Source organism: Clostridioides sp. GD02377 (assembly GCF_045899875.1).
Lineage (GTDB): Bacteria > Bacillota > Clostridia > Peptostreptococcales > Peptostreptococcaceae > Clostridioides > Clostridioides difficile_A.
Window position 1 is genome coordinate 162,675 of sequence record NZ_JBJODA010000006.1, and the last position, 26,037, is coordinate 188,711.

Below are 26,037 nucleotides of genomic sequence, written 5' to 3' on the forward strand. Positions count from 1 at the left end.
ATTATATGAAAAAGATATCAATTTTAGGCTCTACAGGCTCTATAGGTAAACAAACTTTAGATGTAGTCAGAGAAAATAGAGACAAGTTTGAGATAGTTGCAATATCAGCTAATAGTAATATTGAGTTATTACTAGAACAAATAGTAGAATTTAAACCTAAATACGTAACAGTTTTTGAGGAAGATAAAGCATTAAAATTAAAAGAAATGTTGTCAAAAGATATAAAAATAGAAGTTTTAGCAGGGATGGAAGGACTAAAAATAATATCATCACTTGATGAAGTTGATGTACTTCTAACTGCTGTTGTAGGAATGATAGGCTTGGTTCCAACTCTTTGTGCTATAAAGAAGGGAATAGACATAGCATTAGCGAATAAAGAAACGTTAGTAACTGCTGGCGAACTTGTAATGAGAGAGGCAGAAAAATATAATGTAAATATTCTTCCTGTTGATAGTGAACATAGTGCTATATTTCAATGTTTAAATGGAGAAAATAAAAAAAACATAGAAAAGATAATACTTACAGCATCTGGAGGTCCATTTAGAGGAAAGAAAAAAGATGAACTTGTAAATATAACTAAAAATGAAGCTCTTAAGCATCCAAACTGGAGTATGGGTAGAAAGATAAGTATTGATTCTTCAACACTTATGAATAAAGGTCTTGAAGTTATAGAAGCTAAATGGCTATTTGGGGTAGAACAAGAAAATATAGATGTAGTAGTTCATCCACAAAGTATAATCCATTCAATGGTACAATATACAGATAGCTCAATAATAGCACAATTAGGATGTCCAGATATGAGACTACCAATACAATATGCTCTTACATATCCAGATAGAATGGAAAGTAGCTTTGAAAGAATGAATTTTTCAAAATTTAGCACTTTAACTTTTGAAGAGCCAGATTTAGAGACTTTTCCATGTTTAAAATTGGCTTATGAATGTTTAAAAATGGGAGGAACTTATTCTTCTGTTCTAAATTCAGCAAATGAAGTTTTGGTAAGTGAATTTTTAGAGGATAAAATTGGTTTCTATGACATACCATATTACATAGAGAAGACTTTAGAAGTTCATAGTAGCATAAGTAAACCAACATTGGAGGAAATATTAGAAACAGATAGATGGAGTAGAGCTTATGTTGCAAATCTGATAAAAAAATAGGAAGGTGAATTTATGACTATAATAGCTGCATTAATACTATTTAGTATAATTGTATTAATACATGAGTTAGGACATTTTATATTTGCAAAAAGAAGTGGTATCAAAGTAAATGAGTTTTCTATAGGTATGGGACCTAAGATATATAGTGTAAAAAAAGATACAGAGTATTCTATAAGAGCACTTCCAATTGGTGGATATGTGAGTATGGAAGGTGAAGATGAAGAACAAATAAGTCCAAATTCTTTTGGAAATAAATCTATATTACAAAGATTTAGTACTATTGTAGCAGGACCAATATTTAATATAATATTAGCAGCAATACTTTTGGTACCAGTATTTTTATATATAGGTTCTCCAACAACTAAATTAGGGAAGATAATGCCAGATACTCCTGCACAGGCTGTAGGGCTTCAAGTAGGAGATAAAATAAACAAAATTAATGGTAATTCTGTTAAGTCTTGGGATGAAGTTGCAAATATAATAAATACTTCTTCTGGTGGAGAATTGAAGCTTAGTATAACTAGAGATGGAAGTGATAAGGTTATAAATGTAACACCTAAAAACAATAATGGAAAGTATGAAATAGGGATTCAACCACAAAGAGAGAAGGATTTTTTTGGTTCAATTGTAAATGCATGTAAAACTACTGTGGATATGACGAAGCAAATGTTGACATTCTTAGGTCAAATGGTTACAGGACGTGTCCCAGGAGGAATTGGTAATGCTGTTGCAGGTCCAGTAGGTGTTATTGGTATGGTATCAGATGCAGCTCGTACAGGTATTATAAATGTAGTGTATTTAGCTGCTATAATAAGTTTAAATCTAGGTATAGTAAATCTATTACCAATACCAGCCCTTGATGGATGGAGAATACTTATGTTATTACTAGAAGCAGTTAGAGGTGGTAAAAAACTTGACCCAAATAAAGAAGGTATGATAAATGTGGTTGGTTTTGGAGCTTTGATGTTATTTATGCTTTTTATCACATATAAAGATATATTAAGGTTATTTCAATAATTTAGTTTTTTATAGATATTAAGAAAAGGGCTATGTAGTTTTAAATGAGAATAAATAAATTTCAATATACGATATTTATTCTTATTTCTTTAACTATATAGCTTTTTAATTTATAATATATATGTAGATTAGAGTATTTTTAATAGTTAAATAGAATTAATATAAAATAATATATAGAGGTGGAATATGAGTTACGAGAGAAGAAAGACTAGAGAAGTAAGTGTAGGAAATATAAAAATAGGAGGAGAAAACCCTATAAGTATTCAATCTATGACAAACACTGATACAAGAGATGCAGATGCTACAATAGCTCAAATAAAGAGACTAGAGGAAGCTGGTTGTGATATAGTTAGAGTAGCAGTTCCTGATATTAAAGCAGCTAAAAATATAGGTAAGATAAAGTCTAGTGTAAATATACCTATTATTGCTGATATACATTTTGATTATAAATTAGCTCTTGAAGCTATAGAACAAGGTGTGGATGGAATTAGAATAAATCCTGGTAACATTGGTAATATAGAAAGAGTTAAGGCTGTAGTTGAGAAATGTAAGGAAAAAAATCTGAAAATTAGAATTGGAGTTAATGGAGGTTCTTTAGAAAAAGAACTTTTAAAAAAGTATGGTTCTGCAACAGCAGAAGCATTAGTTGAAAGTGCAATGGGGCATATTAAGATTCTTGAAGATTTAGATTTTCATAATATAGTTATATCTCTAAAATCATCTGATATTTATAAAACTGTCGATGCATATGAATTAATATCAAAAAAAGTTGATTATCCTCTTCATGTTGGAATTACAGAATCTGGAAGTATCCATAAAGGAACAATAAAATCTTCTATAGGTGTAGGAGCACTCCTTCTTAAAGGAATTGGAGATACTGTTAGAATATCTTTGACAGGAGACCCAGTTGAAGAGGTTGTTGTTGGTAAACAAATCTTAAGAAGTCTAGGACTTTTGAATGATAAAATTAAGGTTATATCATGTCCTACATGTGGTAGATGTAATATAGATTTAATTAGTGTTGTAAATGAGGTTGAGGAAAAGATTGGAAATATGGAAAAAGATATTACTGTTGCAATTATGGGATGTGCTGTAAATGGACCTGGTGAAGCTAGAGAAGCGGATATAGGTATTGCTGGAGGTAAAGGTGAAGGTCTTTTATTTAAAAAGGGAGAAATAGTAAGAATGATTGATGGTAATAAGTTAGTTGATGAGTTACTAGAAGAGATTGATAAGTTATAGTATAAAATAAATCGATTTTAATTGGCTAGATTTTTAAATACTTTTAGACTAGATTTTATCTAGAGTATTTTAATCATCTAGCCATTTTTACTTTGAGAAACTTTAATAGATATAAAAAAATATATATTCTGATTTAAATGAAAAACAGCTAATTTAACAGCTGTTATCTTGTTAAGAGCGTTTTTAATTGTCTTGTTTAATTGTATGAATATAATTCATAATAAGTTAGCAATAAATCGACCATTTTACCATAGCTCTGAGTACCTTCAACAACACCATTAGCTTTTAAATAAGAATTGTTGAACTCATTAGAAATTTCATCAATTTTACCTTCATATTTTTGCCAAAACTCACTTTCATTTTTTAAATCTTTAAGGACTGACTCTGAAATACCTTTAGATATGTCAACATAGGCATTATAATCAATCCTACTTAAGGCAGAAGCAGTATAATTTAAAGCTAAAATATAACCAGAATAGTTAAAATCAATATTAGGATGTTTTATACATGTAAGATATGCTATAAAATTAGCCTCATCTTCACTAGCAAATCCTCTTTGATGTGCCATTTCATGTTCGACTGTACAAGGAATATACAAGTCAGGTATTGCTACATTTACATTTGCCTCACCTGTAAATGGAAAATATATACCTGTTATTCCTGTATAGCACATAATATTCGATGAAATAACATACTTAGCTTTAGAATAACTTCCACTAACGCTAGGTAATATATCTAGAACATTATCATATCCTAGTTGAGCTCTATTTATCACACCTTTATAATCTGTATTAGATTTTATAACTCCATTCTTATCTTGTAATGTGAGTTTTCTAGTTTCATTTGACTTAGTTACAAGAAATTTATATAATTTAGTAAGTTCTTTAGCACTATGTTGCTTTGGTTGAATAGAGCTCTTATTTTCTAAATTATATTGATTTATAAGGGTAGTTTCAAGTGGAATCCTATTATAGTTTATCCCCCAAAGCACTATAAAAAGAAAGTATACTATTGATACAATAGATAATATATTTAAAATAGCATTCTTTAAAAATATTTTAAAATTTTTTTTCTTATTGAAAATCGTAAATATAGTAGAGCATAAAAATAAAATGATAGATATAACAATTATGTACATTGTTATTTCATATAGAGAAAATGGGAAAATTCCTGAAATCTTACTCAATATTTGTACAATTGTTTTATCTATTGCTTGAGAGTAATATTTTTCAACAATGTGTGGAATTTTACTTGCTATAAAATTTAAAAGTAAAGCAATAGGAAAAAGAATTAAAGAAAAATATTTTGCTTTTTTGTTCATATTTCACCTCACAGACTCTAGTTTATATAAACATATTATATATCAATTGGAGATATGTTGTAAAATAAGTATATATATGTATTTATAACTTTATACTAAATTAATGATAAGTTATAATATATTAATATGAATAAACAATATGTATACAACTAATAATAATAAAAAATATTAACTATATAAGGAGTAGATAAAAATATGGTAATAAAACTTACTAAAGATAACTTCAATTTTAGATTCAAGCAATATGAAGGCATGTTTTTTCATGCAGAATTAATTGAAGGAAAAGAGTCAATTAGATATAAAATAACTAAAGATAAAGAAGGTGTAGAGTTAAAAGAATTTGGAAGTACACATATAAAAGATAATATGATATATGTGCCTCAAATAGAAGCATACATAGATTTAAATAGTATAAAATAAGGATTATAAAATTTAAATAAAATTTTTTTAGTAGGGGGAATTTAATATGAGTAATCCTATAGATATAATAATAAGACCTATAAGGAGTGAAGATGCACAAGCTGTTAATGAAATGAGAAGGACATATGGTGTTATGAGAAATACTTTGGCTCTAATGAGTGATAGAGTAGATAAAACTATAACTATGTTGAATTCTTTAGGAGAAAATGATTACATGTTTGTTGCTGAGATTGATAACAATGGAGAAAAAACTGTAATAGGTTTTGCTGGTTTACATGTAAATTCCTCTCCAAGATTAAGACATAGTGCAGAACTAGGAATAACTGTGGATGAGAATTATCATAGAAGAGGAGTAGGAAAAAAACTAATAGAGCAGCTTTTAGATATAGCAGATAATTGGATTATGTTAGCTAGAGTAGGATTAGAAGTAATTGTGGATAATGAAAAGGGATTAAATTTATATAAAAAATTAGGTTTTGAAGTAGAGGGTATTAAAAGATATGCTGTAATTAGAGATGGAAAATTTGAAGATACCTATGTTATGGGAAGATATAATAAAAATTTGATTTAAAGAGTCTGATAGGAATAGAGAAGTAGAATAAATTGTCTTTAATATAAATTTTCATTAAAGATAATTTATTCTACTTCTCTATTATATTAAAAAACTTATTTTTAAATGTTTATAAAAACATTCTATATACAAATAAAATTATTAGCAATATCAAAGCTATTTTAAAAGCTAGACTAGCAACAGTCTTTATAATTTTTACAGAAACACCTATAGCAACTATAGCAAATACTATTTTAAAGAGTAAATCTAAATCCATATTTAAGCCTCCTATTCTATAATACATATAGATATTATTGACAAATATCTAGGAAAAAATTCCATCAATATGCTACAATAAAATGTTTATATTTGTAATTTATTGAATATGTTATTATATAATACATAAAAGAATAAATCAAGATAACAATAAAATACTTATAAAAGGTATAGATATAACTGAAAATAGTGTTGTAAAAAACACACATTGTGAAGCTAATGTTATATTGGAATCATATTGATTAGCCATTATAGCAGTATTTGCGGCGGCAGGCATTGAAGAAATTACTACTGGTATAGCTAAAATCATCTTATCATCTATCCATCCCTTTAGAATAAAATATACAATCACAGGAAGTACTAATAATCTTATAAAAGTGACTAGATATAATTTTTTATTGATAAAACAATCTAGAGCTGAAGAATTAGCAAGTAAACTTCCAATGATAATCATTGATATTGGTGTAGTGATGTTTCCTAACATCTTAAGCGGGTCATTTATAAATTGAGGTAATCTAAGTCCTGTCACAAATAAAAAAAGTCCAATAACCACAGCTATTGTAGCAGGGCTTATAAGTGATTTCATTGAAAAACTTTTGTTTGTACTACCTTTAGATAGAAGGTAAATTCCTAAAGTAAAAGAAAACAAGTTAAATGGTAGATTGAATATAGCAGTATAGAATATCGCTTCATGGCCTAGAACAGCTTCAATTACAGGATAGCCCATAAAAGCAACATTTGAAAAAACAACTATATACTGATATATCCCCAAATCTTTTTTATTGTCGCATTTCAAAACGTATTTTAATAAAAATGCAATTATAATTGAGACCATATACATAATCAGAGATGTAAATAATAACAATAGTATTTTTTGTATCATTTTATTATCAAAGTTAATTTGCATGGAGCTAATTATCATTGATGGCAAAAAAACCGTCATTGTCAAGTTTGAAAGTTTAGATGTGCAGTGGTCATCTAATAAGTTGAATTTTCTGACAAAATATCCAACTAAAATAATTATAAATAAAACTGCCACTTGAATAAAAATATTGCTGAAGTTCATAAAATGTCCCCTCCCTATATATACATTATATACCAATTATATAATAAAATCTAATGATTATAAAATTTAAAATCTAATGTTACAATATAGTGACAAAAGGTAAAAATTCAATATTATAGCATTAATTATGGATTATAATGTATAATAATGTTTGAGAGATTATATTTTATAAAATGGGTAGGTAGCTAATAATGAAAAATACAAAATTTTCTATAAAAAAAATAAAAAATATATCTAGTGACCCGAAAGTGATACATGCTAAAGGGGCTCTTCTTGAAAAGATGGGTAAGACAGAAAGTGCAATAGAATTATATAAGAGTGCAGCATTAGATAATTATGTAAAATCTCAATATACTTTGGGAAATATATATGAAAGTAAAAAACAATTTAAAGAAGCCGAAAAATGGTACTCAATGGCATATAAAAATGGAAGTGAGGATGCCGCTTTTGATTTAGGTAATATGTATTATAGATTGGATGGTTATGAGTATGCCATATATTGGTATGAAAAGATAGCAACTTTAGGATATTTACCAGCACAAAATAATTTGGGTGTATGCCATTTTAAAATGAAGGATTTTATAAGAAGTGAAAAATGGTTAAAAGCAGCAGCAGACAATAACTTAGGGAAAGCTTGTTTTAATCTAGGAGTATTATATACTTTTTTGGAGAAGGATGATGAAGCATATGAGTATTATAAAAAAGGTTCTGTACTTTTAGATGATGATGCAAAATATAATTTAGCAATATTAAATGGAAAAAAGAAAGATAACAAATCGACAGTGAGTCTATATAAACAATTGTATAAATCAGGTCATATGAAAGGTTGCTTTAACTTAGGTATGATTATGGAAATAAATGATAATTTAGAAGAAGCAGAAAGGTACTATAAAAAAAGTGCAGATAGAGAAGATGTAAAATCTGAATACAGACTTGCATATGTATACGATAGAAAAGAAGAACTAGGAGATGCAATTTATTATTATGAGAAAGCAATAGAAAAAAATCATACACTTTCTAAATATAGACTTGCTAATTTATATAATAGGGAAAATGATATAGAAAAAGCAAAAATTTATTACAAAATGGCTGCAGAAGATGATATAACAGAGGCAAAAAATAATCTGGCAGGTATATATTTTGAAGAAAAAGATTATGAAAATGCTATTAAATATTATGAAGATGCTATAGCTGTTGGATGTAAAAGTTCACTTGAGAATCTTGGAGATTTATATTATCAAAATCAAGATATAGAAAAAGCAATTTCGTACTATTCAAGGATTCCTAATAATGCATCTTGTCAAATCAAATTAGGAAATATCTATGAGGATTTAAATAATATCGAAGAAGCTATAATTTGGTATAAGAAAGCATCTGAAAATGGAGATACTAGGTCTAGTTATAGATTGGGATGTATATATGAAAATCTAGGAAATACAAAAAATGCTAGAAAATATTTTGAGATGGCAAGTAGTAAAAGTCATATGAATGCTCGTATACACTTAGGTAGAATTTACTTTAGAGAAGGAAAATTAGAAGAAGCTAAGATGATGTTTGATACACCTGCTAATGAAAATAATGTGTATGCTCAACATATGGTAGGATTAATTTATGATATGTTCTATAAAGACTATGTAAATTCTAAGTTTTGGTATGAAAAGTCTAGAGCACAAGGTTGTGTTGAATCAATCTATAATTTAGGACAAATTTATTTGAAATTAAATGATGATGTAGAAGCTGAGAAATATTATAAAGAAGGTATTAAATATGGAAGTAAGAAGTGTGAGTATATGCTTGCAGGCCTTTATTATAAAAAAAGTTTAGATATGTATACTTCTTTAGCTAATGAAGGATATGATAATTGTGAAGAGATAGTAGAAGATTTCCCTAATTTAAATATAAACTTTGATGAAGTATTAATTCCTCCATTTAAACTACAAGAGGAAGTAATTGACGAAGAAGAGTATGTGCCAATTTATATATTAAATATAAAAGAGAGTTTAGATTCTATGTTAGAAGGTCTTGAAACTGAAATGATTATAGAGGAAGAACACGATAACTAAAAAACGTTATAAGAGTCTATAGATTTAAATATATAAAAGCCATTAGAATAAATGAAATCAATTAATTCTAATGGCTTTTTTAATAAATATTTTATAATAGCTTATTTCTTGACATGAAAAATGTAATCACTATACATATTATAGAGGTAATAAGCAGAATTATCCAAAATCCATTTGGATTATTGGAAAATGGCATATTGATAACATTCATACCAAAGAATCCTGATATTATTGTAGGTATTGAGAAAATTAGTGTAACTACTGTTAAAATTTGCATAACATTATTTTGATTATTACTTATAATTGCACTGAAAGCATCCATAATTCTACTCAATATATCTCCGTATATTTTAGCCATATCAAGAGCCTGTCTATTTTCGACTATAACATCTTCTAATAGGTCTTCATCGTCTGGGTATTTCTTTATACCAGCAGTTCTAACCATTTTGTTTAAAACCAGTTCATTAGATTTTAATGAAGTAGAGAAGTATACCAAAGACTTTTCTAATTCCAATAATTGAACTAATTCTCTATTTTTCATTGATTTGTAAATTTCTCGCTCTATTATGATTGTCATCTTATTTATTTTTCTTAAGTAATGCAAATAATAAGCTGCATTTTTATGAAGAATTTGAAGTAAAAAGCGAGTTTTTTTAAATGTAAAAAAATCTTTAATATGACCAACTATAAAGTCGTTTAAAATCTTAGTCTGTGCATTACAAACGGTTATAATAGCTTCTTTAGTTATTATAATACCTAGGGGTATTGTAGTATAATGAGAAGAATTAGAGTCACTTTCGTCTACTGGTATATCTATAAGTATAAGAGTATGATTGTCTTCAACATCTATTCTTGAGCGTTCTTCTTCATCTAGTGCAGATTCTATGTTTTCTACATCTATATTCAATAAATTAGAAATTTCGTTGATTTCGCTATGATTAGGTTCAACAAGATTTATCCAACAGCCATCTTCAAAAAAACTAAGTTTCTCTAATTTTGAATCTATAGTTTTGTAATATCTTATCATGGCAACACATCCTTTATTCAGTTTTATATAAATCTCATCATTTAATAGTATCTATTAATTAGCTAATTTATATAACTGAATATATGTATTAGTTTTGATTTTAGATATTATTAAGTGATGAGATTGTAAAAAATTCTCTCCGCAACGGACTAGTATCCATTGCCCATCACTCTCCTTATTTATTATTTTATATACCTATATACTAAATTCGTATTTTAAGCACTCTTTAATATAATACCTTTTCCAGGTATATAAATCAAGTTTTGATTTGATTAAATAATATTTTTACCACAATTTACATGTTAAATACAACAGTTATATTTAACTTAAATAAAGAATATATATATTCTGAGTGAAAATATTAAATATATTAAAAAAATAAGTGTGTGTTTATATATTTACTTATTTACAATAATATATTTAAAATACGGTATTTTATTTTCAAAAGTAAATTTTATTTATAATTTGTAACGAAAATAAGAGTACCATAAATATAAGAGAATGAGAGGTTATTGAGATATGAGTGAATTTAAAGAAATTGTAGCAGAAGATATTAAAAATAATCCATTTGGATTGATAGGGAAAGACTGGACACTTATAACAGCAGAAAAAGAAGGCAAAGTAAATACCATGACTGCTAGTTGGGGAGGTCTTGGAGTTATGTGGGGAAAAGATGTTGCCTTTGTAGTAATAAGACCACAACGTTATACTAAGGAGTTTATAGATAATACAGATAAATTTTCTCTTACTTTTTTTGATGAAGATTTCCGTAAAGAGCTTTCATATTGTGGTAAAGTATCTGGTAGAGAAGAGGATAAGATATCACAAATTGGATTTAATATAGAACACTTAAATGAGACACCTTATTTTAAAGAAGCAAAGATGGCTATTATATGTAAAAAGATGTATAGTCAGAAAATAGAGCCTCAATGTTTTATTGCTGAAGGTATAGATGGAAGATGGTATCCACAAAAGGATTACCACACTTTATATATAGCTGAAATAACTAATGTTCTTGTAAAAGAAGATTAAATATAAGACTACTATTAAATTGAGTTGAATAGGAGATTTGCAAAAAATATATTGATATATAAAAACATATAAAAAAGCTAAGGAAGTAAATATGTTAACAAAGGTTAATCGATAACATATATAAACTCCTTAGCTTTATAAAATTTCAAATTATAACTCTTTAAATTACAACTCAGAAATCAATTCATTGATAACATCTTCAACACTACTTAACTTGTCAATCTTATATGCATCATTTCCACAAAATAAAAGTGAATTTTCAACATCTCCTTTAACTGCATTGATTAAAGCTTGAGAAATACAGTAAGGAGTTTCTTTTGGATTGCAAGGAATCAAGCAATTGTAACATTTTGTTATTTCTGGACGAGTTATTTTAACTTCTTCTATAAATTTATTTCTTATAGCACGTCCAGGAAGACCTACAGGGCTTTTAACTATATGAACATCGTCTTCACTAGCATTTATGTATGCCATTTTAAAGTTCTCATGTGCATCACATTCATAAGTAGCAACAAATCTTGTACCAACTTGTACACCACTTGCTCCCATGTCTATATATTTTTTAACATCGCTACTTGATGTTATACCACCAGCAGCAACAACTGGAATGTTTCTGCCAAATTTTTCTCCATAAGTATTTGCAACCTTTAAGATTTCAACAAATTCCTTATCATAGTCTATAGAATCTATGTTATCAAGTTCCTCATTAGAGTATCCAAGGTGACCACCAGCTTTTGGACCTTCAACAACTATTAAGTCAGCTGTAGTTTTTTCTTTTCTATCCCACATCTTTAAAATTACATTAGCAGCTTTTGCAGTTGAAACGATAGGAGCTATTTTTACATTACTTCCTTTTACCAATGATGGTAACTTATTAGGTAATCCAGCTCCAGATATTATAAGGTCTACGCCAGCTTTAACAGCTTCCTTTACGTATGTTTCATATTCTTTCATAGCTACCATGAAATTAATACCAATAATACCACCATTTGAAATTTCTTTAGCTTTAGAAATATGTTTTTTTATAGCTCTTAAATTTGCATTTATAGTGTTAGTTTCAAAATCTTCCTCATCATATCCAATTTGAACCCCAGAAATTACACCAACACCACCAAGCTTAGCAACTGCACCAGCTAATGATGATCTAGATATACCAACACCCATTCCACCTTGAATTATAGGAACTTTTGCAACTAAATCTCTAATTATTAACTCTTTTATGATAATCCCTCCTTAATGTAAACATGTTTAAAGAACTAGATTATAATACTTAATATTATTACCTAGTCCTAATTATTATACTACAAATTATAATAAAAGAGTAGTTATATTTTATAGATGAGATGATAATTATATAATATTTAAAACAGCTCCATTAGAATCACAACATAACTCTTTTATTTGCCAATCAGATTTTAATTTTGATAGGTAGTCTTTCATATTATCTACAAAATTATCATCATTTTCTTGTATTAAAGACATTATAGTAGGCCCAGCTCCACTTAAAAAGACTCCAATACTATTTAATTGCTCAGATTTTTCAACAATATCACTGTAGTTTTCAATTAGAGTTCCTCTATAATCTTGATGTAATTTATCCTGACAAGCCACTTTAAGAAGGTCAAAGTTTTTGTTTAGTAGAGCTGATACAAGTAATGCAACCCTACTGACATTAAATACACCATCAGAATAAGGTATTTCTTTTGGTAAAACACCTCTAGCTTTTTCAGTTGATAACTTAAAATTAGGTATCATTGCACAAAATTTAAGTTCGTTAGGAATTTCTATAATATCATAGTGTATGTTATCATTATCAGTCACAGAGACAATCATATTTCCTAAAATAGCAGGGGCAACATTATCTGGATGCCCTTCTATTTCTGATGCTATATTTAACAACTGGCATTTATCCAAATTAGCATTTGATAGAGCATTTGCAGCTATAACACCAGCTACTATGCAAGATGCACTACTACCAAGTCCTCTACATATAGGGACTTCACTTTGAATTTTTATTTTGATGCCAGTAGGTATTTTGTCTGGCTTAACTCTATCAAAAAAGTACTTCATAGATGTATAAACCAAATTATTTTCGTTTTTATAGGCATCTTCACAGCCTTCTATTTCAAGACCATTTTCAATTTCTTCAATATAAAATTTATTATATATATTTAATGCAATTCCAAGACAATCAAACCCTGGACCTATATTAGCACTTGTTGCAGGTACTATAATCTCTAACATAACAATCACCTATACTTTCAAAAATTTTTTTATAGCTAGTTTTAATTCATCTTTTTCACAAATATCTTTATGTAGTATTTCTGCATCCTTAAGATTTTTAATAGGTTTTGGTATATCTATTTTAGAAATACTTGATAATCTATCAATTATAGCGAAGTCATCAAGGTTCTCAAAATCACAATCTATAGATTTTAGAACATCCTCAGAAAACTTGAATGGACTTGCAGTACTTACAATAACAGTTTTTGTGTTATCAGAAGTTTCTTTTTTGTACTTTTCATAACAATTGTATGCAACAGCAGTATGAGTATCTATCAAATAGTTATAATTTTTAAATACATTATTTATTGTTTCTTTAACTTCTTTTTCATTTGAATATTCTCCATAAAATGAAGATAAATTTTTTTCCATATCTTCATTTATTTTGTAGACTCCATTATCATTAAGGTCAGATAATAGTTTATTCACGATAGCAGTGTTTCTATTTGATATCTCAAACAACAGTCTTTCTAAGTTACTAGATATTAATATATCCATAGAAGGAGAAGACGTTAATTTTAATGTTCTATTTTTATCATAAATACCAGTTTTAAAGAAATCATAAAGAACATTATTATCGTTTGATGCACATATCAATTTGTTTATTGGAAGTCCCATTTGTTTAGCATAATATCCAGCTAAAATATTACCAAAATTACCAGTTGGTACAACAAAATTTATTTTATCATTTAACTTTATCTCACCCTTATCAACTAATTTCATATATGAATAAAAATAATATGCAACTTGTGGAAGAAGTCTTCCTATATTAATTGAATTAGCAGAAGATAGTATATAATTATTATCTAATAATTTTTGATTAAATTCTTTATCAGAGAAAATTTTCTTTACACCAGATTGTGCATCGTCAAAATTTCCTTTTATACCAACTACATACGTATTTTTTCCTGTCTGAGTCTTCATTTGAAGCTTTTGTACTGCACTTACACCATCTTCTGGGAAGAATACAATTATCTTTATTTTATCAATATCTTTAAATCCCTCAAGAGCAGCCTTTCCTGTATCTCCAGATGTAGCAGTAAGAATCACAACATCTTTCTCTAAATTATCTTTCTTAATAGATGTTTTAAGAAGATGAGGCATTATAGTAAGTGCCATATCTTTAAATGCTAAAGTTGGTCCATGATATAATTCCAAGAAATAAGTATCATTTATTTTATTTAATGGAGCTATACTAGTGCAATCAAACTTTTCGTCATATGCATTTTCTATACAGTCTTTAATCTCATCTTCAGTAAAATCACATAAAAATTTACTAAGCACAAAGAATGCTATCTGAGAATACGTTAAATTCATTAAATCTATAAGTTCATTTTCAACATTTGGAAATTTACTTGGGACATAAAGACCACCATCATTTGATATTCCCTTTATTATTGCTTGTGATGCAGTTACTTTTTCTTCGGTGCCTCTTGTACTTGAATAATACATTTCTATAATCCTCCATATATTTTAGATTTTTAATTAGCTAATTAAGTTAAGTACAGAATATTTTAAAAACTGAATTTAGGTAATAAAAAAAGACCCTCATCCCTAAAAAAGGGACGAGAATCTGTTTCCCGCGGTTCCACCCAAATTGATTTAAAAAAATCCACTTGATACTTTAACGTAAGTAATAAAAACGTCTATTCCTACTAAAATCATTAAGATAACTTCAGATAGAAGCTCATAGGTAGTTTTCAATCTTTCTAATTAGGGAAACATTTCAGCTAATAGTTTCCTTCTCTGGTAACCGATTCAGATTTACTCTTCCTAATCAAAGCCTTTCAATATTCTTAATATTATTAATTATTCTAGATTATAAAACAGACAAAGTCAAGTATTAATATAAAAATTTGGGAAAAATATTTTTTAAATTGTAAAAAAATTGTAATCAAATTGGGTCATAGAAAAATATTTTTTTAACTGTTTTTAAACTCTTAGGATTTTGTGTTTTCATAGGAATGAAGCTGTTTTTAATATAACTAATCAAGAGGGAACAGTTACATCTCTGTAATATTACAGTTTTATACTACACTATATTACAAAAAAAGTTTACAAAACTTTAATTTGAAAAATGTAATTATATGGTATATGATATAAATATAAGTAAATAATGTTAATATTTAAACTATTAATAACAATTGACTTAATAAAAGTATATAATTAGGAATATTTAATTTGAAGAAATTGTTAATATAAAATTACAGCTATATTCAAATTAAATTCACAAGTATTTCACATAATAATAGTATACTGTAAACAAAAGGAGGTATTAAATATGGGAATAGTACTTATAACAGCAGCATTAGTTTTGGTTATGTATGGACTTTCAATTCTATCATATATATCAGAAAACAATATATTAGAAGACACTGTAAATGATAACCAATAAGGTTTTAAATTATATAAATGAGTAGGAACTGTAAATAAAAATTACTTTTATTTGCAGTTTTTTTACATATATGTAAAATAAAGTTAACTAATAAAAAACAATCCTTATATCGAAATAAAGGTTAATTAAACTTTTTATACATTAATAAAAAATAATGTTTTGTTTATAGTATATATGGATAATAATAGTAAAGTATAAGAATAATGAGAATAATATATAAGAAATAATAATATAAAGAGAGGTAAAATGTTATGGTAGATATTATTGTAATTGGTGCTGGACCAGCAGGTTTAACTTCAGCAATTTATGCTATGAGAGCAGGATTAAGTGTCACAGTATTTGAAAAAAGTATTTATGGAGGTCAAGTTGCAAGTACATCTGAAGTAGAAAATTATCCAGCAGTTCAAAAGATTTCTGGGGTAGAATTTTCTAATAATATATATAATCAAGCTATCGCTCAAGGTGTTGATATTCAGTTTGATGAGGTTGAAGAGATAAATCTTGAAGGAAAGATAAAGGTTGTAAAGACATCTTCAGGTGAGCATAAAGCAAAGGCTGTTATTCTTGCAAATGGAGTTGAAAGACGTAAATTAGGTTGTGAGGGAGAAGAAAAATTTACAGGTAGAGGAGTATCTTATTGTGCTACGTGCGATGGAGCATTTTTTAAAGATAAAGAAGTAGCCATAGTAGGTGGAGGAAATACTGCTTTAGAAGATGCTTTATTTTTGGCTAACAACTGTACAAAGGTGTACTTAATTCATAGAAGAGACAGTTTTAGAGGTGAAGAAGTATTAGAAAAATCTGTAAAGGCAAGAAAGAATATTGAGATACTTTATAATCATGGTGTAGAAAAAATAGAAGGTGAAAAGACTGTATCAAATATAGAAGTAAAGAATTTAAAGACTGAAGAGAAAAGAACAATAGATGTTAGTGGTATTTTTATTGCTATAGGTCTTAAACCTAATAATAAAATGTTTGAAAATGTTCTTGACTTGGATGAAGGTGGATATATAATTTCAGATGAATCTTGTACAACATCAGTAGAAGGTGTATATGTAGCAGGAGATAGTAGAACTAAATTTTTACGCCAGATAATAACAGCAGCGTCAGATGGAGCAATTGCGGCCGTTCAAGCTGCTAATTATATAAATATTGAATAATATAAATTTTAAATAAAAATAGCCATATATACTGAAAGATATCTTTTAGTATGTATGGCTATTTTATTAACTAGAGATAAATATATATTATTTACCTTGTCTAGATTTATTATATCTTAATCTATCATGTTCATTTAAGAATCTTTTTCTAAGTCTTATAGAATCAGGTGTGATTTCAACTAATTCATCATCTTCTATAAATTCTAGAGCTTCTTCAAGAGTAAATATTCTAGGTGGAGATAGTTTTATAGCATCATCTGAACCAGAAGCACGTACATTACTCATTTTTTTATTTTTACAAGGATTGACTACCATGTCGTCTTTTCTAGAATTCATACCGATTATCATACCTTCATAAACTTCTACACCAGGGTCTACGAACATTACAGCTCTATCACTTAAAGCATTAAGAGAATAACCCATAGTAACACCAGGTCCTTGTGCTATTAAAACACCATTTCCTCTTGAAGGTATCTCTCCTTTGAATTCTTCAAACTTTTCAAATGAACGAACTAGAGTACCTTCTCCACGAGTAGCATTTATAAATTCACTTCTATATCCTAAAAGACCACGAGTAGGTGCTAAGAATTCTATTTTTACATAGTCTCCTTCTATTGACATAGATTCCATCATACCTTTTCTTAAGTTCAATTCGTTTATAATAGTACCAGAATAAACTTCAGGACAGTTTACAACAACTCTTTCTACTGGTTCCATTAATTTTCCATCTTCTTTATGCATTAAAACTTCAGGTTTAGAAACACCAATTTCATAACCTTCACGTCTCATATTTTCAAGTAGTATAGATAAGTGAAGTTCTCCACGTCCAGAAACTTTATATCCATCAGTAGTTTCAAGAGGTTCAACTTTAAGCCCAACATTCACTTCAAGTTCTTTTTCAAGTCTATCTTTTAAATGTCTAGTTGTAACAAACTTTCCACTTTTTCCAACAAATGGAGAGTCGTTTACTAAGAAGTTCATTGAAAGAGTAGGTTCTTCTATTCTTATCATTTCCATAGGTAGTAGATTATCTAAATCACATAGAGTTTCTCCTATAGATATATCTGGTATACCAGCTATAACAACTATTTCTCCACTAGTAGCTTCATCAACTTCAACTTGTTTTAAACCTTCATACACAGAAAGTTTTGATACTTTTCCTTTAGATACAACAGAATCTTCTCTACATATAGCAACTTGTGTATTGCTTTTAAGAGTACCTTTGTAAATTCTACCTATACCAAGTCTACCTACATAATCATCATATGCAAGGGCTGATATTTGGAACTGTAAAGGTTCATTGTCATAATCAGGATAAGCTTCAACATGATTTACAATAGTTTTAAATAGAGGAGAAAGGTCTTCACTATCATCATCCATTTCAAGTTTAGCTATACCTTGCTTAGCTATACCATATATTATAGGGAATTCACATTGTTCATCTGTTGCATTTAAGTCTACAAATAAATCGAAAACTTCATTAACTACTTCTTCCGCTCTTTGGTCTTTTTTATCAATCTTGTTTATAAATAATATTGGTTTTAAACCGAACTCTAAAGATTTTTGTAAAACGAATCTAGTTTGAGGCATTGGGCCTTCACTAGCATCAACTAATAAAATAACTGTGTCAACAGTTTTCATAACACGCTCAACTTCAGAAGAAAAGTCGCTATGTCCTGGAGTATCAACTATATTTATTTTATAATCTTCATAGTTTATTGCACAGTTTTTTGAATATATAGTTATGCCTCTTTCTTTTTCAAGGTCGTTACTGTCCATAACGCAGTCTTTGACTACTTCGTTCTTTCTAAAAACACCACCTTGAGAAAGGAACGCATCAACCAATGTTGACTTTCCAGCATCAACGTGGGCTATAACTGCGATATTTATAATTTTATGTTTTTGTGACATCTTTGTTGCTCCCTTCGATTAAAATAACTTACTAATTATATCACAATATATTATTAGGTACAAGGAGAAATAGATTAAAATGTATTAATATAGCTCAAATTGAACAAAAATGCTAGTTTTGTATATAAAAATTTATTTTGTTTAAAAAATTTTTATATACAAATAATAGATTTATAAATGAAAATATTAATAAAAAGCAAAGGATGATATATGTTGGAAGTAACAAAAATAATAATTAAGTATTTTGCTAGCGAAAGTGATACTTTCTTAAAAGAAGAGATTTGTAATTTTGATGAGCTATTAGAATGGTCTCATAAATTTATTGAAGGTAAAAAGACAGAAGATGTTTTATATATAAAGTCTAAAGAAAACTACAAAGTAAATGTAATTAAATCTTTGGAAATTAAAGAATTGGAAATAATAAGAAAACAACAGATACCACCATACATGTAATAATAATATATAAAATGTCTATATAATGTTGATAATATGATAAAAATGGAATTTATGGAAATAATTTATAACAAAAAAGATTTTTATAAAATTTATATTTGGGTATAAAACTATTAATTAGACATTAATTAGGAGGAACTTAAATATGATAAGAGTATGTCCAAACTGTTCAAATGTGGATGTAAATAAGTTAAAAACTTTAGTTGGAGAAGAAAATGTGAAGACTGGTTGTATAGGTCAATGTAGAGCATTTAAAAAAGAAGCTGTCGGGATAATAGACAATGAGCTTGAAATAAAAGAAACAGAAGCAGAATTTTTCGAAGCATGTAAGGAATAAACTATAAATAGAATATAAATTATAAGAAATAGAGTATATAAATTGTACAAACATTAAACAATTTATATACTCTATTTTTATTTATATATTTAATTAGGAGTATACTTTTTTAGTAAATACAAATAAATATAACTAATAAATTTATTTATAAAAAATTATAAAAAAATATTGATTAAGTATACCTATAGGGGGTATAATAAAAATATAGATTTCTAAATAAATAATTTATCAAGATTACATATCAAAGTGCAAAATTATAAATTGATTGAAAACATGTTAAAAGAAAGGACGGATTTATTATGAGTTCAAATAAAGTAGTAGAAAGTTATAAAATCACAGGTATGACATGTGCAGCCTGTGCAAAGGCAGTAGAAAGAGTAACCAAGAAAATGGATGGAGTATATGACCAGAGTGTAAATATAGCTACTGAAAAACTTAAAATAGAATATGATAATTCTAAAGTTAGTTTTGATGATATAAAACAGGTTGTAGAAAAAGCTGGATATGGAATTGTAAAGGAAGAAAGTAATAAAAAAATTGATATGAAAATTGATGGAATGACATGTGCAGCTTGTGCAAAAGCAGTAGAGAGAGTAGTAAAGAAATTGGATGGAGTAGAGAACATTAGTGTAAATATAGCAACAGATAAAGCTAATATAGATTATAATCCATCAAAGGTAAAATTATCTCAAATAAAAGCAGCTATTGAAAAAGCTGGATATAAGCCAATAGAAGAGGTAAGAGATAAGGTTGATGTAGATGAAGATAAATTAAGAAAAGAAAAAGAAATGAAGTCTTTATTTGTTAAATTTATAGTTGCAATAGTATTTGCAGTTCCATTGTTTTATATAGCAATGGGACCTATGATAATAAAGCCTATAGGGCCATGGCCTTTGCCAGAGATTATAAACCCTATGACGAATACTTTGAATTATGCATTAATTCAGCTGATTTTAGTAATACCAGTAATGATAGCTGGATATAAATTTTATATAAATGGATTTAAAGCACTTTTTTCTTTAAGCCCTAATATGGATTCTTTAGTTGCAATTGGTACATTAGCAGCATTTTTGTATAGTTTATATACAACAATACAAATAGCAAATGGACAAATTCAAGGTATGCACCATCATCAGTTATATTATGAAAGTGCAGGAATAATAATAGCACTTATTTTACTTGGCAAATATTTAGAATCAAAATCAAAAGGAAAAACATCAGAAGCAATTAAAAAACTTATGGGATTACAACCAAAAACTGCAATAGTATTAGTGGATGGTAAAGAAGTAGAGACTCCTATAGAAGAAGTAGGAATTGGAGATATAATATTAGTAAAGCCAGGTACTAAGATACCAGTAGATGGTGTCGTAATAGAGGGATATACATCAGTTGATGAATCTATGCTTACAGGAGAAAGTATACCAGTAGAAAAGAATGTTGGAAGTAAAGTTACAGGAGCTAGTATAAATAAAAATGGAGTTATTAAGTTTAAGGCTGAAAAAATCGGTGGAGACACAACTCTTGCTCAAATAATAAAATTAGTTGAAGATGCTCAAGGTACAAAGGCACCTATTGCCAAACTTGCAGATACTGTGTCTGGATATTTTGTACCAATAGTAATTGCAATAGCAGTAGTGGCATCATTATTGTGGTTTTTAGTAGGTGGAAAAGATATAGTCTTTGTACTTACTATCTTTATATCAGTGCTTGTAATTGCTTGTCCTTGTGCACTAGGATTAGCAACACCAACTGCTATAATGGTTGGGACTGGAAAAGGTGCAGAAAATGGTATATTGATAAAAGGTGGAGAAGCATTAGAATCTGCACATAAAGTAAATACAGTAATATTTGATAAAACAGGAACAATAACAGAAGGAAAACCAAAGGTAACAGATATTGTATTAAATAATGTAGAAGAAGAATATCTTATTAAGATTGCTTCAAGTGCAGAAAAAGGTTCAGAACATCCTCTTGGTGAAGCAATAGTAAGATATGGTGAAGAAGAGAATATAAAATTGGAAAAAGTTGACGATTTTAAAGCTATACCAGGTGCTGGTATACAAGTTATTATCAATAAAGAAAATATATTACTTGGAAATAAAAAACTTATGAATGATAATAATATTCTTCTTGAAGATTTAGAAGAAAAATCTAATGAGTTGGCAAGCCAAGGTAAAACACCTATGTATATAGCTGTAGATGGAAAGTTGGCAGGAATAATTGCAGTAGCAGATGTAGTTAAAGAAAGTAGTAAAAAAGCAATAGAAATCCTTCATGATATGGGAATAAAAGTTGCAATGGTAACTGGAGATAATGTAAAAACTGCAAATGCTATAGCAAGTCAAGTAGGTATAGATATGGTGTTAGCAGAAGTATTACCAGAAGATAAGTCTAAAGAAGTTGAAAAATTGCAAAACCAAGGCAACTTTGTTGCAATGGTAGGAGATGGAATAAATGATGCTCCAGCCCTTGCAAAAGCAAATATAGGTATAGCAATAGGAAGTGGAACTGATGTAGCAATTGAGTCTGCAGATATAGTACTTATGAAGAGTGACTTGATGGATGTTCCAACAGCAATTAAACTTAGTCATGAGACTATAAAAAACATAAAACAAAACCTATTTTGGGCATTTGGATACAATACGATTGGTATACCTGTAGCAGCAGGATTATTGTATATATTTGGAGGACCTTTGTTAAATCCCATGATTGCAGCAGCGGCTATGAGTTTAAGTTCAGTTTCAGTTGTTTCAAATGCACTTAGACTTAAAAATTTCAAACCATATAAAAGAGATTAGATTAAAAAGTTAAATAAAATGTATAAAAAAGAGCTATCTTTAAATTAAAAGAATTAATTTACAAATTAAGATAGCTCTTTTTTCATGTAAAATTCACAACAATGATATAAAATATAAGTAATGTAGGAAATTTCAAATAAAATAGAAAGGATTGATAGAATGAACTCGTCAATACTTGTAATTGAAGATGATTCAAATATACAAGAATTAATATCAGAATTTTTAAGTGCAGAAGGTTATCAAGTTGATACAGCCAATGATGGGTTGGAAGGTATACAAAAGTTTAAACAAGGAAGTTATGATTTAGTTATATTAGATATAATGATGCCAAATCTAGATGGTTATGGGGTTTGTAAAATGATAAGAAAATCATCAAGTGTTCCAATTATATTTTTGACTGCTTTGAATGATGAAGGGGACCAACTTAAAGGCTTTGACCTAGAATGTGATGACTGTGCGACACTTTATATAGTGAAAAGCTATATCGCTTAGAAGATTAAATAAAACTAATACATACAAAAGTATGTATTAGTAATCCGATAAGTAGAACTAACAACTTGATTAGTCAAATGATAGGGTAACGCCTTGAAGGGCTAACACTGATACTCCAAACAGCGTCTATAGGATAAGATATAGAGGTTGTAAGCTTGGTAAAGTCGGCTGAAATGTACCCTAATAGTATACAATACTAAGGAAAATCGAACTAGAGGTAGTCGAGTACATGATAGGTCGGGTGTCTATAAAATACCTATGATTAGAATGAGTGTAGAAAACTCCGACGAATCTCCGAGAGAAAGACTCTATACGCATGCTTTATAGAAATGTAAAGGGACTAAAAAGTCGTTTCAGAGGTTGAGTAAAATTAGTCGTTATGAAAAACCTTATATTGTTACAGGCAATATTGTTGAAACAGGGTTATAGGAGAGGTCTAAGGGTATATGCAAAGATAAAGTTGTTGGAAAGTGGAAAGTTCGTGACATCGATGCTCTTATCAAGCAAATGAAGTGGTAGTAAGGAAAGTTAGAAAGAACATTTTGATTGACAATAAAATACAAAAATGGTATAATTTATGGAAAGTATTTTCATTTTCATTCATTGAAAACTCCTCCTTTTTTAGTTTTTAATATATTTTCAAAGGAGTTCAAGAATATGGAAAAAGCAGAAATTACTGAAATAAAACTAGGTAGAACACAGTTCTACCTAGATATAATGATAACATATGAATTTTGTAATCATGACTTCAAATTTACACGACTATGTCCAAAAATAGTGAATAATCGTGAAAGAGTTGAACTTATAGAAATTACAAAAGAAGAAGGTATGAAAATCATACCTTCCTCAATATTAAATGTATTTCTCAAGAACTGTCGTGAATACGACAGAAAATGCATTTAATATATGTTATTAATATATTAAATTATATGGGGTAAAATATTACCCCATATGATACACCAATCAAAATTAACTACAAATCTAATATAACTTACTTTTACACGAATGAGAGTAGAGCCACAGTACCTGTGAAACTATGATAATAAATAGTGGAGGGATAGGCTCAAGTCAATTATTTAAAAATTATCTAATTAATTTCAAACAAAACAAATCAAATTTTAGGGTTCAAGTTAAGACTAAGAAAGATTATATTCCATGTTACAAAAACTACAAGGAGATAATCGACCTAAACCAATGAAAAATACGGAAGAAATAAGCTTAAAGAAAGATACACTAAGATATAATGAATATTACAATATGCAACATATATTTGACAATTTATATAGACAAAGCTTAACTGGAAGCAAATTCACTAATCTATATAACATCATAACAAGTAATGAAAATATAATGTTAGCTTACAGGAAAATAAAGTCTAATCATGGAAGTAAAACTCCAGGAATTAATAGACACAATATAAGATATTGGGAAAATCAACCAATAGATTATTATCTCAATTATATAAAAACTAGATTAAGCAATTATAAACCACAACAAATAAAAAGAGTTGAGATACCAAAAGGAAACGGTAAGATGCGACCATTAGGAATACCAACAATAGAAGATAGACTAATACAACAGTGTATAAAGCAAGTTTTAGAACCTATATGTGAAGCAAAATTCCATAGAAATAGTTATGGATTTAGACCTAACAGAAGCTCTGAACATGCAATAGCAAATGTACTTAAGAAAATCAATATCGACAAAGCTTATGTGATTGTAGATATAGATATAAAAGGTTTCTTTGATAATGTCAATCACAGTAAATTATTAAAGCAAATTTGGGCAATAGGAATAAGAGACAAAAAAGTGATAAGTATAATAAGTGCTATGTTAAAAGCTGAAGTAAAAGGAATCGGAAAAGTATCAAAAGGTGTTCCACAAGGAGGAATCTTATCGCCACTTTTAGCTAATATTGTATTAAATGAATTAGATTGGTGGATAAGTAACCAATGGCAAACATACAAAACTAAGAAAGAATATAAATATACAGGTAATAAATACAGAGACCTGAGGAAAAAAACTAATCTGAAAGAAATGTACATAGTCCGATATGCAGATGATTTTAAAATCATATGTAAAAACTATGACCATGCAAAAAGAGCATATTTAGCAACACAAAAGTGGTTAAAAAGCAGACTAGGATTAGAAGTAAGTCCAGAAAAATCTAAAATAACAGATGTAAGATACACAAATTCAGAATTTCTAGGATTTAAAATAAAAGCCTATAAAAAATATCAAAAATATATTGCGTATGTAAGATTAACAGAAAAAGCAAAACAAAAGGTAACAAATAACATAAAAGAACAATTAAAAATAATACAGAAATTTCCTATAACGAAGAATGTATATAAACTAAATAGAATAATTGCAGGGGCACATAACTACTATGGCATTGCAAATAATGCTTATATAGATTTTTCAAAAATAAATTATAATCTTTCTAAAAGCTTCAAAACACGTTTAAAAGGTTGCAGAACCAAACATGGATATAAAACAATGGAATACATCATTAAATACAAACACTATAAAGGATATGATAGATATGTCAACAAAGCAATTATATATCCAATATGTGGTATCAAAATTAGAAATCCATATAATTTTGAACAAATAATATCAAATTATACGGAAATAGGACGGATGAAAATTCACAAAAAACTAGGTTATATAGATAAAGATATATTGAACTACCTAGTAAGAAATCCAATACCCAACAGAAGCATTGAATATAATGACAATAGACTATCATTATATTCAGCACAAAAAGGTATGTGTCCTATATGTAATCTACCACTGGACTTATATATGGAAACGCATCATATAGTGCCAAGAGAACAAGGGGGTACAGATAAATACGATAATCTAATTTTGTTAAATCATATAATACACAAGTTAATACATATGACAAGTGATGAAATACCAATGTTATATATCAAATGGGCAGAAAATCAAAAACGTGCAATGAAGAAAATTAATAAATACCGTAAAATAGTTGGAAATGAAATAATTACGATTGATAAATAATTGAGGG

The 26,037-nt window shown here is 28.1% G+C and carries 21 protein-coding genes, 1 pseudogene and 1 other annotated feature; of the genes and pseudogenes, 14 read left to right on the forward strand and 8 right to left on the reverse strand.

Features of this window, described 5'->3' with window-relative positions; translation table 11 throughout:
- The first annotated feature begins 5 nt into the window (after positions 1 to 5).
- The 3 genes from Q3304_RS06965 (at position 6) to ispG (ending at position 3,419) form a co-directional block, all read left to right on the forward strand.
- Positions 6 to 1,160 (forward strand): 1-deoxy-D-xylulose-5-phosphate reductoisomerase, encoded by a 1,155-nt coding sequence (locus Q3304_RS06965; RefSeq protein ID WP_243192568.1) that lies wholly within the window; start codon positions 6 to 8, stop codon positions 1,158 to 1,160.
- Between the two features lie 12 nt (positions 1,161 to 1,172).
- Positions 1,173 to 2,177, forward strand: a complete 1,005-nt coding sequence (gene rseP / locus Q3304_RS06970) for an RIP metalloprotease RseP (protein WP_054270591.1) — start codon at positions 1,173 to 1,175, stop codon at positions 2,175 to 2,177.
- A gap of 186 nt (positions 2,178 to 2,363) precedes the next feature.
- Positions 2,364 to 3,419: a flavodoxin-dependent (E)-4-hydroxy-3-methylbut-2-enyl-diphosphate synthase gene (ispG, locus tag Q3304_RS06975; RefSeq protein WP_074179648.1), complete on the forward strand. Its 1,056-nt coding sequence runs from the start codon at positions 2,364 to 2,366 to the stop codon at positions 3,417 to 3,419.
- Between the two features lie 196 nt (positions 3,420 to 3,615).
- Here ispG and Q3304_RS06980 read toward each other — a convergent pair whose 3' ends face one another.
- Positions 3,616 to 4,740 carry a DUF3810 domain-containing protein gene (locus Q3304_RS06980; protein WP_407815168.1) on the reverse strand — a complete coding sequence of 375 codons (1,125 nt, stop codon included), beginning with the start codon at positions 4,738 to 4,740 and terminating at the stop codon, positions 3,616 to 3,618.
- A gap of 195 nt (positions 4,741 to 4,935) precedes the next feature.
- Here Q3304_RS06980 and Q3304_RS06985 point away from each other — a divergent pair, with 195 nt between their 5' ends.
- Both Q3304_RS06985 and Q3304_RS06990 read left to right on the forward strand, forming a co-directional pair.
- Complete coding sequence (locus tag Q3304_RS06985; RefSeq protein ID WP_054270588.1) at positions 4,936 to 5,160, forward strand: hypothetical protein; 225 nt, start codon at positions 4,936 to 4,938, stop codon at positions 5,158 to 5,160.
- 46 nt (positions 5,161 to 5,206) lie between these two features.
- Positions 5,207 to 5,731 carry a GNAT family N-acetyltransferase gene (locus Q3304_RS06990; protein WP_054276912.1) on the forward strand — a complete coding sequence of 175 codons (525 nt, stop codon included), beginning with the start codon at positions 5,207 to 5,209 and terminating at the stop codon, positions 5,729 to 5,731.
- A gap of 109 nt (positions 5,732 to 5,840) precedes the next feature.
- Here Q3304_RS06990 and Q3304_RS06995 read toward each other — a convergent pair whose 3' ends face one another.
- On the reverse strand, positions 5,841 to 5,987 hold the full coding sequence (locus Q3304_RS06995; RefSeq protein WP_167640550.1) for a hypothetical protein: 147 nt from the start codon (positions 5,985 to 5,987) through the stop codon (positions 5,841 to 5,843).
- Positions 5,988 to 6,125: 138 nt separating this feature from the next.
- The gene (locus Q3304_RS07000; RefSeq protein WP_074179650.1) at positions 6,126 to 7,052 is read right to left on the reverse strand and encodes an AEC family transporter; all 927 of its coding nucleotides are present in this window, start codon (positions 7,050 to 7,052) and stop codon (positions 6,126 to 6,128) included.
- A gap of 191 nt (positions 7,053 to 7,243) precedes the next feature.
- Here Q3304_RS07000 and Q3304_RS07005 point away from each other — a divergent pair, with 191 nt between their 5' ends.
- Positions 7,244 to 9,115, forward strand: a complete 1,872-nt coding sequence (locus Q3304_RS07005) for a tetratricopeptide repeat protein (protein ID WP_407815002.1) — start codon at positions 7,244 to 7,246, stop codon at positions 9,113 to 9,115.
- A gap of 91 nt (positions 9,116 to 9,206) precedes the next feature.
- Here the strand turns inward: Q3304_RS07005 and Q3304_RS07010 are convergent, their stop codons facing one another.
- Complete coding sequence (locus Q3304_RS07010) at positions 9,207 to 10,142, reverse strand: magnesium transporter CorA family protein (protein WP_021384983.1); 936 nt, start codon at positions 10,140 to 10,142, stop codon at positions 9,207 to 9,209.
- 519 nt (positions 10,143 to 10,661) lie between these two features.
- On the opposite strand from Q3304_RS07010, the gene Q3304_RS07015 reads away from it, so the two are divergent.
- Positions 10,662 to 11,174, forward strand: coding sequence for a flavin reductase family protein (locus Q3304_RS07015; RefSeq protein ID WP_054270585.1), 513 nt, complete (start codon positions 10,662 to 10,664; stop codon positions 11,172 to 11,174).
- Positions 11,175 to 11,339: 165 nt separating this feature from the next.
- Here the strand turns inward: Q3304_RS07015 and Q3304_RS07020 are convergent, their stop codons facing one another.
- The 3 genes from Q3304_RS07020 to thrC form a co-directional block, all read right to left on the reverse strand.
- Positions 11,340 to 12,398: a nitronate monooxygenase family protein gene (locus Q3304_RS07020; RefSeq protein ID WP_074179651.1), complete on the reverse strand. Its 1,059-nt coding sequence runs from the start codon at positions 12,396 to 12,398 to the stop codon at positions 11,340 to 11,342.
- 126 nt (positions 12,399 to 12,524) lie between these two features.
- Entirely contained in the window at positions 12,525 to 13,418 is an 894-nt protein-coding gene (gene thrB / locus Q3304_RS07025; protein WP_054270583.1) for a homoserine kinase, read from the reverse strand.
- 9 nt (positions 13,419 to 13,427) lie between these two features.
- Positions 13,428 to 14,909 carry a threonine synthase gene (gene thrC / locus Q3304_RS07030; protein WP_407815001.1) on the reverse strand — a complete coding sequence of 494 codons (1,482 nt, stop codon included), beginning with the start codon at positions 14,907 to 14,909 and terminating at the stop codon, positions 13,428 to 13,430.
- Positions 14,910 to 15,015: 106 nt separating this feature from the next.
- Positions 15,016 to 15,247 (reverse strand) — a binding site (T-box leader).
- Positions 15,248 to 16,103: 856 nt separating this feature from the next.
- On the opposite strand from thrC, the gene trxB reads away from it, so the two are divergent.
- Entirely contained in the window at positions 16,104 to 17,012 is a 909-nt protein-coding gene (trxB, locus tag Q3304_RS07035) for a thioredoxin-disulfide reductase (RefSeq protein WP_054270581.1), read from the forward strand.
- Between the two features lie 87 nt (positions 17,013 to 17,099).
- On the opposite strand, the gene typA is transcribed toward trxB, so the two are convergent.
- The gene (gene typA / locus Q3304_RS07040) at positions 17,100 to 18,923 is read right to left on the reverse strand and encodes a translational GTPase TypA (protein ID WP_407815000.1); all 1,824 of its coding nucleotides are present in this window, start codon (positions 18,921 to 18,923) and stop codon (positions 17,100 to 17,102) included.
- A 210-nt stretch (positions 18,924 to 19,133) separates the two neighbouring features.
- On the opposite strand from typA, the gene Q3304_RS07045 reads away from it, so the two are divergent.
- From Q3304_RS07045 to ltrA, 6 genes and pseudogenes are all read left to right on the forward strand, one after another.
- Positions 19,134 to 19,376 (forward strand): hypothetical protein, encoded by a 243-nt coding sequence (locus Q3304_RS07045; protein ID WP_021384973.1) that lies wholly within the window; start codon positions 19,134 to 19,136, stop codon positions 19,374 to 19,376.
- Positions 19,377 to 19,521: 145 nt separating this feature from the next.
- On the forward strand, positions 19,522 to 19,713 hold the full coding sequence (locus tag Q3304_RS07050) for a hypothetical protein (protein WP_003424459.1): 192 nt from the start codon (positions 19,522 to 19,524) through the stop codon (positions 19,711 to 19,713).
- A 299-nt stretch (positions 19,714 to 20,012) separates the two neighbouring features.
- On the forward strand, positions 20,013 to 22,511 hold the full coding sequence (locus Q3304_RS07055; RefSeq protein WP_407814999.1) for a heavy metal translocating P-type ATPase: 2,499 nt from the start codon (positions 20,013 to 20,015) through the stop codon (positions 22,509 to 22,511).
- A 159-nt stretch (positions 22,512 to 22,670) separates the two neighbouring features.
- Positions 22,671 to 22,994: pseudogene (locus Q3304_RS07060) on the forward strand (response regulator); the annotation flags it as partial.
- Positions 22,995 to 23,660: 666 nt separating this feature from the next.
- Positions 23,661 to 23,906, forward strand: coding sequence for a hypothetical protein (locus Q3304_RS07065; RefSeq protein WP_407814998.1), 246 nt, complete (start codon positions 23,661 to 23,663; stop codon positions 23,904 to 23,906).
- 252 nt (positions 23,907 to 24,158) lie between these two features.
- Positions 24,159 to 26,030: a group II intron reverse transcriptase/maturase gene (ltrA, locus tag Q3304_RS07070; RefSeq protein WP_407814997.1), complete on the forward strand. Its 1,872-nt coding sequence runs from the start codon at positions 24,159 to 24,161 to the stop codon at positions 26,028 to 26,030.
- Positions 26,031 to 26,037: the final 7 nt, after the last annotated feature.